10 protein-coding genes are annotated in these 9,169 nt (G+C 62.5%); 4 read left to right on the top strand and 6 right to left on the bottom strand.

What is annotated here, in order from left to right:
* Both AB4Z11_RS13245 and pepN read right to left on the bottom strand, forming a co-directional pair.
* On the bottom strand, window positions 1–842 hold an 842-nt coding region (locus AB4Z11_RS13245), incomplete at its 3' end, for a class 1 fructose-bisphosphatase (RefSeq protein ID WP_442025717.1).
* 21 nt (window positions 843–863) lie between these two features.
* The gene (pepN, locus tag AB4Z11_RS13240; protein ID WP_442025716.1) at window positions 864–3,506 is read right to left on the bottom strand and encodes an aminopeptidase N; all 2,643 of its coding nucleotides are present in this window, start codon (window positions 3,504–3,506) and stop codon (window positions 864–866) included.
* A gap of 171 nt (window positions 3,507–3,677) precedes the next feature.
* On the opposite strand from pepN, the gene AB4Z11_RS13235 reads away from it, so the two are divergent.
* The 3 genes from AB4Z11_RS13235 to AB4Z11_RS13225 are packed head-to-tail and all read left to right on the top strand — an operon-like array spanning window position 3,678 to window position 6,324.
* Window positions 3,678–4,322 carry a DUF4136 domain-containing protein gene (locus tag AB4Z11_RS13235; protein ID WP_442025715.1) on the top strand — a complete coding sequence of 215 codons (645 nt, stop codon included), beginning with the start codon at window positions 3,678–3,680 and terminating at the stop codon, window positions 4,320–4,322.
* A 56-nt stretch (window positions 4,323–4,378) separates the two neighbouring features.
* Window positions 4,379–5,842 carry a C13 family peptidase gene (locus AB4Z11_RS13230; RefSeq protein ID WP_442025714.1) on the top strand — a complete coding sequence of 488 codons (1,464 nt, stop codon included), beginning with the start codon at window positions 4,379–4,381 and terminating at the stop codon, window positions 5,840–5,842.
* On the top strand, window positions 5,839–6,324 hold the full coding sequence (locus tag AB4Z11_RS13225) for a GNAT family N-acetyltransferase (protein WP_442025713.1): 486 nt from the start codon (window positions 5,839–5,841) through the stop codon (window positions 6,322–6,324). Before AB4Z11_RS13230 ends, AB4Z11_RS13225 begins: the two co-directional genes overlap by 4 nt.
* Window positions 6,325–6,376: 52 nt before the next feature.
* On the opposite strand, the gene AB4Z11_RS13220 is transcribed toward AB4Z11_RS13225, so the two are convergent.
* The 4 genes from AB4Z11_RS13220 to AB4Z11_RS13205 are packed head-to-tail and all read right to left on the bottom strand — an operon-like array spanning window position 6,377 to window position 8,791.
* Window positions 6,377–6,514, bottom strand: coding sequence for a hypothetical protein (locus AB4Z11_RS13220; protein WP_442025712.1), 138 nt, complete (start codon window positions 6,512–6,514; stop codon window positions 6,377–6,379).
* A gap of 5 nt (window positions 6,515–6,519) precedes the next feature.
* Window positions 6,520–7,494 carry a quinone oxidoreductase family protein gene (locus tag AB4Z11_RS13215; protein ID WP_442025711.1) on the bottom strand — a complete coding sequence of 325 codons (975 nt, stop codon included), beginning with the start codon at window positions 7,492–7,494 and terminating at the stop codon, window positions 6,520–6,522.
* On the bottom strand, window positions 7,491–7,880 hold the full coding sequence (locus AB4Z11_RS13210) for a methylglyoxal synthase (RefSeq protein WP_442025710.1): 390 nt from the start codon (window positions 7,878–7,880) through the stop codon (window positions 7,491–7,493). The genes AB4Z11_RS13215 and AB4Z11_RS13210 overlap by 4 nt, the downstream gene beginning before the upstream one ends.
* The gene (locus AB4Z11_RS13205) at window positions 7,877–8,791 is read right to left on the bottom strand and encodes a DMT family transporter (RefSeq protein ID WP_442025709.1); all 915 of its coding nucleotides are present in this window, start codon (window positions 8,789–8,791) and stop codon (window positions 7,877–7,879) included. The genes AB4Z11_RS13210 and AB4Z11_RS13205 overlap by 4 nt, the downstream gene beginning before the upstream one ends.
* An 87-nt stretch (window positions 8,792–8,878) precedes the next feature.
* On the opposite strand from AB4Z11_RS13205, the gene AB4Z11_RS13200 reads away from it, so the two are divergent.
* On the top strand, window positions 8,879–9,169 hold a 291-nt coding region (locus AB4Z11_RS13200), incomplete at its 3' end, for a calcium-binding protein (protein ID WP_442025708.1).

Here is a 9,169-nt window from a genome sequence, read left to right as displayed (position 1 = left end):
GCTTCGTACATCAGGCGCAGTTTGCCCGGCTTGGACGGGTCGCGCACGTCGGCCGGATACATGAAGATGCCGCCGCGGTTCAGGATGCGGTGCACATCGGCCACCATGGACGCGATCCAGCGCATATTGAAGTCGGTGCCGCGCGGACCGGTGGAACCGGCCAGCAGTTCGGACACATAGCGCTGCACCGGCGGATACCAGTGGCGCTGGTTCGACATATTGATCGCGAATTCCTTGGTCTTGGCCGGGATCTGCATATTGCGCTGGGTGAGCACCCAGGAACCCATCTCGCGGTCCAGCGTGAAGCAGTTCACGCCATTGCCGGTGGTGAGCACCAGCATGGTCTGCGGGCCGTACACAGCGTAGCCGGCGGCGACCTGCTTGGTGCCCGGCTGCAGGAAGTCTTTTTCGGTCGGCGTGGTCATGCCGTCCGGCGCCTTCAGCACGGAGAAGATGGTGCCGATGGAGACGTTCACGTCGATGTTGGAGGAGCCGTCCAGCGGATCGAACACCAGCATGTATTCGCCCTTCGGATAGCGGTTCGGGATCAGGTGGATCGATTCCATCTCTTCCGACGCCATGGCTGCCAGATGGCCGCCCCATTCGTTCGCTTCCAGCAGGATTTCGTTGGAAATCACGTCCAGCTTCTTTTGGACTTCGCCCTGCACGTTCTCGGTTTCCAGCGCGCCCAGCACGTCGCCCAGTGCGCCCTTGCCCACGCTGTGCGAAATCGTCTTGCACGCGCGCGCGACCACTTCGATCAGCAGACGCAGCTCGGCAGGGATCGTGTTGTGCTGGCGTTGTTCTTCCACCAGATGTTGGGTAAGGCTGATGCGTTTCATGTTTTCCCTAGTTGTGTTGAATTAGTTTGCCAGCGCCTTGCTCACGACTTCCATCACGTCGTTGGACAGCTTCGGCGCAGCGGCGACTTTCTCCAGCGCGGTGCGCATGTGGATCTGTAGCTCCGGCGCGTAACGGCGCCAGCGGTCCATCGAGCGCGCCAGGCGCGCGGCGACCTGGGGATTTAGCGCATCCAGCTTGATCACGTGTTCGGCCCAGAACTCGTAAGCACTGCCGTCGGCCGCGTGGAACTGCGGCGGATTGGCATTGCAGAAGGCGAACAGCAGGCTGCGCGCGCGGTTCGGATTTTTCAGCGTGAAGGCCGGATGCTTCATCAGTTCGCGCACGCGCGCCACGTCGGTATGGGGTGCGGTGGCCTGCATGGTGAACCACTTGTCCACCACCAGTGCTTCGCCGGTGAACTCGGAATAGAAGGTGTCCAGGCGCTGGCTGACGTCGGCGCCGGTGTGGATCATGGACACCATGGCCGACGCGCGGTCCGTCATATTGGTGGCCTTGTCGAACTGCTCCTCCGCCAGCTTCATGGCGTCCTTGTTCGGCTGCACCAGCAGATAGGCCAGCGACAGATTCTTCAACCCGCGCTTGCCGGCCGATGCCGCATCCGGGCTGTATGGGCCGGGCGTGGCATTGTCGTGATATGCATCCAGCAGATCATCCTTCAGCGCGTTGCCGATGGCATGGCGCATGAACTGGCGCGCGGTGTGGATGGCTTGCGGATGCACCACTTCCATCGCTTCGGCAATGATGGTTTCCGACGGCAGGATCAGCGCCAGCTCGCGGAAGGCCGGATCGAGTTTATCGTCCGTCAGCAGCGCGCGCAGGGCTTCCAGATAGGTGTCGTCCAGTTCCAGCTTGCGGCCCGAAGACACGGCGCCCGTCAGCGACAGCAGGCGCTCCATCGCCAGGCGCTGGCCGGCTTCCCAGCGGTTCACCGGATCGCTGTCGTAGCGGAACAGATGCAGCAGCTCGTCATCAGTGTAGGCATATTCCAGCACCACCGGCGCCGAAAAATCGCGCAGGATCGACGGCACCGGGCGCTCCACCACATTGCTGAAGGTGAAGGTCTGCTCGGCCTTGGTCAGCTCCAGCACCACCGTCGTGCCGCGCTCGCGGCCATCGATAATCAGCGCCATATCCTTGCCGCTATTGCCCAGCAGACCCACGGCGACCGGAATGTGGAAAGGCTGCTTTTTATCCTGGCCCGGGGTTGGCGGGCAGTGCTGCGCCAGCGTCAAGGTGAAGCTGCGCGAAGCCGGATCGTAATGGCCCTTCGCCGACACCACCGGCGTACCGGCCTGGCTGTACCAGCGTTCGAACTGGGCCAGGTCGCGGTCATTGGCATCGGCCATCGCAGCGCGGAAATCGTCGCACTGCACGGCCTGGCCGTCGTGGCGCTCGAAGTACAGGTCCATGCCCTTGCGGAAGCCTTCGCGGCCCAGCAAGGTCTGGTACATGCGCACTACTTCCGCGCCTTTTTCATACACGGTGACCGTGTAGAAGTTGTTGATCTCGACGAAGGAGTCGGGACGCACCGGATGCGCCATCGGCCCTGCATCTTCCGGGAACTGCGCCTGGCGCAAGGTGCGCACCTGGTCGATGCGCGTGGTGGCGCGGCCGGTGTCGTTGCCGATCATGTCGGCGCTGAATTCCTGGTCGCGGAACACGGTCAGGCCTTCCTTCAGCGACAGCTGGAACCAGTCGCGGCAAGTCACGCGGTTGCCGGTCCAGTTGTGGAAGTATTCGTGGCCCACCACGGCTTCAATGCCGGCGTAATCGACGTCGGTCGCCACGCGCGGGTTGGCCAGCACGAACTTGGTATTGAAGATGTTGAGGCCCTTGTTTTCCATGGCGCCCATATTGAAGTCGCCCACCGCCACGATCATGAAGCGGTCCAGGTCCAGCTCCAGGCCCCAGCGCTCTTCGTCCCAGCGGATGGAATTCTTCAGCGATTGCATGGCGTAGTCGGTCTTATCGAGGTTGCCCTCTTCCACCCACACCTGTAGCAGCACTTCGCGGCCGGAGGCCAGCGTGAAGCTCTCTTCCTGGCACACCAGGCGCGCGGCGACCAGGGCGAACAGATAGGATGGCTTCTTGAACGGGTCTTCCCATTTGGCGTAGTGGCGGCCATCACCCAGATCGCCCTCTTCGATCAGGTTACCGTTCGACAGCAGTACCGGATACTTGTCCTTGTCGGCGCGCAGCATCACGGTGTACCTGGCCATCACGTCCGGACGGTCGGGGAAGAAGGTGATGCGGCGGAAGCCCTCCGCCTCGCATTGCGTGTAGAAGCTGCCGTTCGAGGTGTACAGGCCGGACAGCGTGGTGTTCTGCTCCGGCGCGCAAATAGTCTCGATCTCCAGCAGGACTTCCGTCGGCGCCTTGCGGATGGTCAGGGTGTTATTCCCGAGGATGTACTGGTCCGCTTTCAATGCAACGCCGTTCATGCGGATGGCCACCAGTTCGATGTCCTCGCCGTGCAGCACCAGCTCGCGGCTCTTACTGTCCGGGTTGTGGCGCAGTTTCACACGGTTGGCGACCACGGTCTGGGCCGGGTCTAGGTCGAAGCCCAGTTCGACGGTGTCAACGAGGTAGCTGGGCGGGGTGTAGTCTTTACGGTAGATCGTCTGGGGGCTGTCGGTACGCATGGGATTCGGCTAGCAAAGACAAAGAAAGGTTATTTTACCAACTGCGGGCCAAGGTCCGTTTCTTTTCTGTTCTCCCGTGCCCGGTAACATTCTGTAATAATTAAGCGAAACGCTTGTTGCAGTAATAAACTGACAAATAAGTAGAAAACCATGAATTTTGGGAGCAAGACCATGAAAGCGCTAGCCACACTTCTCGTAGCGGCCGCCGGTCTGCTGCTGAGCGGATGCGCCACGACCCTGCATAACGACGTGACGGTATTCCACCAGTGGCCTGCCGACCTGCAGGACAAAAGCTACGTCTTCGAAACGCCGCCACCGGCCGAGGATACGCTGGAACACCGTACTTATCTGGGCATGGTCAGCAATGAACTCGCCAAGCTGGGCTTCACCCAGGCCGCCAATCCTGCCGACGCCAAGCTGAAAGTGGCAATGCACTTCTCGACCATCGATCGCCCGACCCGCGAGTTGCAGGCCGACCCGTTCATGTCGCCGTACTATGGCGGCTACGGTCCCTGGGGGCCGCGCTTTGGCTGGCCGTATCGTTATCGCTACTACGGCTTCTACCGCGGCTATTACGACCCGTGGTTCTGGGGCGGCCCGATGGAATACCGCGAAGTGATCCGGCATAACTACGAGCGCCAGCTGAACGTGAGCATCAACAGCCTGGCCGGCAAAAAGCTGTTTGAAGTGACGGTGCAGAACACCAGCCGCAAACAGTCCACGCCCGCCGTAATGCCTGCCCTGGTGCAGAGCGCCTTCACCGGCTTCCCAGGTGAGAACGGCAAGGCCCGCCGCGTTGATCTCGAAATCCAGTAAAATAAACGTCCACCATTGCCGTCCAGCTCCCGCTGGGCGGCTTTTTTATTGCGCCAATGACTGACGCTCCCGCCCTCCTTCGTCTGGTCGCATGGCTGCGCGCCGGCGCCCGCACTGCTGTCGGCATGCATCCGCGCTGGACCGGCCTGTCGACCGGGCCGGGCATGATGGCCGCCCTCTTCTTGCTGAATCTCGGCGTGGATGTGCTGCTCCAGCGTCTCTACATCGAAGGTCCCGCCAGCTTTTATTGGCAAGCCCTGGCCGGCGGTTGGCTGATGCTGGCCCTGCTGCCGTGGTGCGCCTGGCTGGTGCGCGGCAGCACGGGCAGCGTGCTCACGGCCACCGCACCGGACACGGCCCGCCTGTTCACCATGCTGCAGGCGCAAAATCTGGCGCTGTCCCTGCTCGTGGGCCTGGTCTACCTGGCCATGATCCACGCCCGCGTCGAAGCCCCGGCGCGCTATGGCGCCCTGGCCGGCTGGGCGCTGTGGAGTGCGCCGCCCGTGCTGGCAATGCTGCCGCAGCTGATGCTGTTGTGGCGAGGCGGCAACCATGAGGTACTGCCGTCGACAACTGCGATCATGGCGCTGATTGCGGGACAGGCGCTGGTGATGGCAGCCCGTCCGGCGGATTTCTGGTATCCGGTGCAAAGCGGCGAAGAAGTCCGCCGTTTCGAGCTGACGCAGGAAGCGATCGAGGCCCAGTCGCGCCGTCTGGCCGATCAACTGTCCGCACTCAAACCGCAACGGCCTGGCCATGTCGATATGTATGTGCTGACCTTTGCCCCCTACAACCAGGACGTGTTCAAGCGTGAAAGCGGCGTCGTCGCGCAAGTGATGGCGCAGCGCTTCGATGCGGAAGGCCGTGTACTGCAGCTGGTGAATCACCCTGAAACGGCCAGCACCCTGCCCTGGGCCACGCCGCTCAACCTGCACCGCGCCATCGCGCGCGTGGCGCAGCTGATGGACCCGGACGAGGATGTGCTCTTCATCCATTTGACGTCGCACGGCGCCGCCAACGGCGAGATGGCGGCACGCTTCTACCCGCTCACCGTGCAGGAACTGACGCCGGCACTGCTCAAGGATTGGCTGGACGAGGCGGGGGTACGCAATCGCGTGATTTCCGTGTCCGCCTGCTATTCCGGCAGCTGGATCAAGCCGCTGTCCGGCGACAGCACGCTGGTGATGACGGCGGCCGATGCCGACCACACGTCCTATGGCTGCGGCAGCAAATCCGAACTTACCTTCTTTGGACAAGCCATGTACGACGAACAGCTACGCAATGTCACCCTGGACTTTGAACAGGCCCACGCCGCAGCGCGCAAAGTGATCCTCAAGCGCGAGCAGGAAGCCGGCAAGTCGGACGGCTACTCCAACCCGCAAATTTCCTTCGGCCCCGCCATCCGCGCGCCCCTCGCCGCCCTGGCGGTCGCCGCGCAGCCATCCAACGCCGCGACGCCGTCCGCACTGGCGCAACCGCGCCCGCCCGCCCGCGTGGCGACGTCCGGGAGCGCGCGATGAACGCGGGGCTGCGCATTCGTCCCGCCGTGCCGGACGATTTCGCGCGATGGCACCCGCTCTGGCTCGGCTACAACGCCTTCTACGGACGCGCCGGCGCCACCGCGCTATCCGACGACATTACACGCACGACCTGGTCGCGCTTTCACGACGCGCACGAGCCCGTGCACGCGCTGGTGGCGGAATTGAACGGCCAACTGGTCGGCCTTGCCCACTACCTCTATCACCGCAGTACGACGGCAATTGGCCAAAGCTGCTACATGCAAGACCTCTTCACAGCCGAAGCCGCGCGCGGACAAGGCGTGGCGCGGCAATTGATCGAAGCGGTGTATGCGGCAGCGCAGGCGGACGGCGCAGCGCGCGTCTACTGGCAGACGCACGAAAGCAACCACACCGCCCAGGCCCTGTATGACAAGGTCGCCGAGCGGTCCGGCTTTATCGTGTATCGAAAGATGCTGACGCCGCGGCTTGCGGCGGATCGATGATCCGCCCCACGATGGCGCGGCTGAGGCGTAGGGCGGATCATCGATCCGCCGCTCAGGTGTAGTACGCCTCAGTGGCAAAAGTCAGCACGCCGATCAGCGCCACAACCAGCAGCAGAATCACCAGCAGGCGTCCAAACTTGGGCGACTGGCCTTCATCATCATCTTGGTCTACGTGGTCCTGATCGGTCATGGCAATTAAGGAAGAATAATGGTGGAACCGGTGGTCTTGCGCGCTTCGAGATCGATATGCGCCTGCGCCACATCGGCGAGATTATAGCGCTGGTTGATATCGATCTTCACCTTGCCGCTGCCCACCACATCGAACAGCGACGCCGCGCAGGATTCCAGATCCTCCCGTTTGGCCACATAGGTGAACAGCGTCGGACGCGTCACGAACAGCGAACCGCGCGAAGCCAGTTCTGACAGCGCAAACGGCGCCACCGGCCCGGAAGCATTACCGAAGCTGACCATCATGCCCATCGGCTGCAAACAGTCCAGCGAACCGGTAAACGTGTCCTTGCCGATCGAGTCATAGACCACGGACACGCCCTGCCCGCCCGTAATCTCTTTCACGCGCTCGGTGAAGTTCTCGGTGTTGTAGTTGATGACATGCGACGCGCCGTGTTTCAGCGCCAGCGCCGCTTTCTCGTCCGACCCCACGGTGCCGATCACGTTCACACCCAGAGCCTTCGCCCACTGGCAGGCGATCAGGCCCACGCCGCCAGCGGCCGCATGGAACAGAATCGTGTCGCCCGTCTTCAGCTGCCTGGTGCGATGGAACAGATACTCCACCGTCATCCCCTGCAGCATCATGGCGGCAGCGGTGTCGAAGCCGATATTGTCCGGCAGCTTGAGCAGGATGGCCGCAGGCATATTGCGCTTCTGCGAATACGCCCCGTTGGGACGGCCCGCATACGCCACGCGGTCGCCCGGCTTCACATGGGTTACGCCCTCGCCCACTGCTTCCACCACGCCCGCGCCTTCCTGGCCCAGACCCGAAGGCAGCGGCTGAGGATACAGGCCGGTGCGGAAATACACGTCAATGAAATTCAGGCCAATCGCTTCGTGGCGGACGGTCGCTTCGCCCGGACCGGGCGCGCCAACATCGACGTCGACGTATTCCATCACTTCAGGTCCGCCGGTGCGGAACATGCGGATTGCTTTGCTCATTTGCCCTCTCCCATCTGTTGCGCCAGTTGGGACAGCACCAGATGGGCCGTCGCCAGATTGGTCGCGCAGGACACATTGTGCACGTCGCAGGCGCGCACCAGCGCGTTGATGTCCGGTTCGTGCGGCTGCGGCGTCATCGGATCGCGCAGGAAGATGATGGCGTCGATCAGGCCATCGACCAGCAGGGAACCGATTTGCAGATCGCCGCCCAGCGGACCGGAATGCTTGCGCTCCACCGACAGTCCCAGCTCATTAATCAGCCGGCCGCCGGTGGTGCCAGTGGCGCACAGCTCGCACTGGCGCAGGAAATCGACGTATTCGCGCGCCAGCGCAATCATGTCGTCCTTTTTCTTATCGTGGGCAATCAGGGCAATGCGCGGCTTCATTTCTTCTCACCTTTCACTTTGGACAGCGTATAAATCCCGGCCAGCACCAGCGTCGTCCCCGCCAGCTGCCAGGCTGTAATGGGTTCGGCCAGGATCACCGCGCCGAGGAAGAGCGTGGACACCGGTCCGATCATACCCGCTTGCGACGCCACGCCCGCGCCGACGCGCTGCACGGCAATCATGGTCATGAACACCGGCATCACGGTGCACAGGATACCGTTCACCAGCGACAGCCAATATACCGGCGCCGGCTGGATCAGCAGGGCAACGGGACGCAGCACGAAGAACTGGCCAATGCAGGCCACGCTGGACACGCACATCGCATACGCCACCAGACGCAGTGAACCAAGCCGCTTCACCATCTCGCCGGAAGCCAGCAGATAAATGCCATACGCGATCGCAGAACCCAGCACCAGCGTCGACCCCAGCGCCACATTGCCGCCGCCCTGCAGGTCATGCACGAACACCAGCACGATGCCCGCATAGGACAGCAGCAGCGCCGCCCACTGCCGGCGGCTGATGTGCTGCTTCAGCATGGTCGAGGAAATCAGCAGCACGAAAGTCGGCGTCAGGAACAGGATCAGCCGCTCCAGGCCCACGCTGATGTACTGCAGGCCGAGAAAGTCGAGAAAACTGGAGAGGTAATAGCCGACCAGGCCCAGTCCGATCAGCCGCCAGCGGTCCGCCCTGGTCAGCGGCGGCTCGCTGCGCATCTTCCACAGCGCCACTGCCGCAAAAACAGGCAGCGAAAACAGCATGCGGAAGGCGATCAGGGTGACCGCGTCGATGTGGTAACGGTAGAGCAGCTTGGCAACCACCGCCTTGGTGGAAAACAGGACTGCCCCGCCAACGGCAATCGCCAGCCCGCCCAGATAGGCGGCGCGCGGCGCGGGTTGTGTAGCGGTATCCATTGCAACATTGTATTAGGAAAATTGGTGCATTGCAGAAACGCCCCGAATCCGTTATGGTTGCAAAATAACTAACTTACATTTGATTACATGAACTTGCAGAATGGAACCCTCGAGCGTCCGATCATGGGCACCAGCGGCGACGACACCATGACCGGTACCGCAGCCGATGACTTTTTCTATGGCGCCGGGGGCAAAGACTATCTCGACGGCGGGGATGGCAACGATTACCTGCGTGCCGGCGAAGTCTGGAGCAATGGCGCCTGGCACCCTGACACAGTGGGCGACTACCTGTTTGGAGGCCGCGGCAACGATACGCTGGAAGGTGGCGCAGGCGACGACGTGCTGACTGGCGGTGCCGGCTACGACGAACTGTACGGT

Origin of the sequence: Pseudoduganella sp. RAF53_2, assembly GCF_052113985.1 — a bacterium.
Taxonomy (GTDB): domain Bacteria; phylum Pseudomonadota; class Gammaproteobacteria; order Burkholderiales; family Burkholderiaceae_D; genus Rugamonas.
Note: the sequence above shows the minus strand (reverse complement) of the source record. Positions and strands in the feature narration are given on the sequence as shown.

Bases quoted from the DNA above. Each gene is read 5' to 3' on its own strand.
- pepN (WP_442025716.1), bottom strand. From the start codon at position 3,506: ATGCGTACCGACAGCCCCCAGACGATCTACCGTAAAGACTACACCCCG.
- AB4Z11_RS13215 (WP_442025711.1), bottom strand. From the start codon at position 7,494: ATGAGCAAAGCAATCCGCATGTTCCGCACCGGCGGACCTGAAGTGATG.
- AB4Z11_RS13220 (WP_442025712.1), bottom strand. From the start codon at position 6,514: ATGACCGATCAGGACCACGTAGACCAAGATGATGATGAAGGCCAGTCG.
- AB4Z11_RS13205 (WP_442025709.1), bottom strand. From the start codon at position 8,791: ATGGATACCGCTACACAACCCGCGCCGCGCGCCGCCTATCTGGGCGGG.
- AB4Z11_RS13230 (WP_442025714.1), top strand. From the start codon at position 4,379: ATGACTGACGCTCCCGCCCTCCTTCGTCTGGTCGCATGGCTGCGCGCC.
- AB4Z11_RS13210 (WP_442025710.1), bottom strand. From the start codon at position 7,880: ATGAAGCCGCGCATTGCCCTGATTGCCCACGATAAGAAAAAGGACGAC.
- AB4Z11_RS13235 (WP_442025715.1), top strand. From the start codon at position 3,678: ATGAAAGCGCTAGCCACACTTCTCGTAGCGGCCGCCGGTCTGCTGCTG.
- AB4Z11_RS13225 (WP_442025713.1), top strand. From the start codon at position 5,839: ATGAACGCGGGGCTGCGCATTCGTCCCGCCGTGCCGGACGATTTCGCG.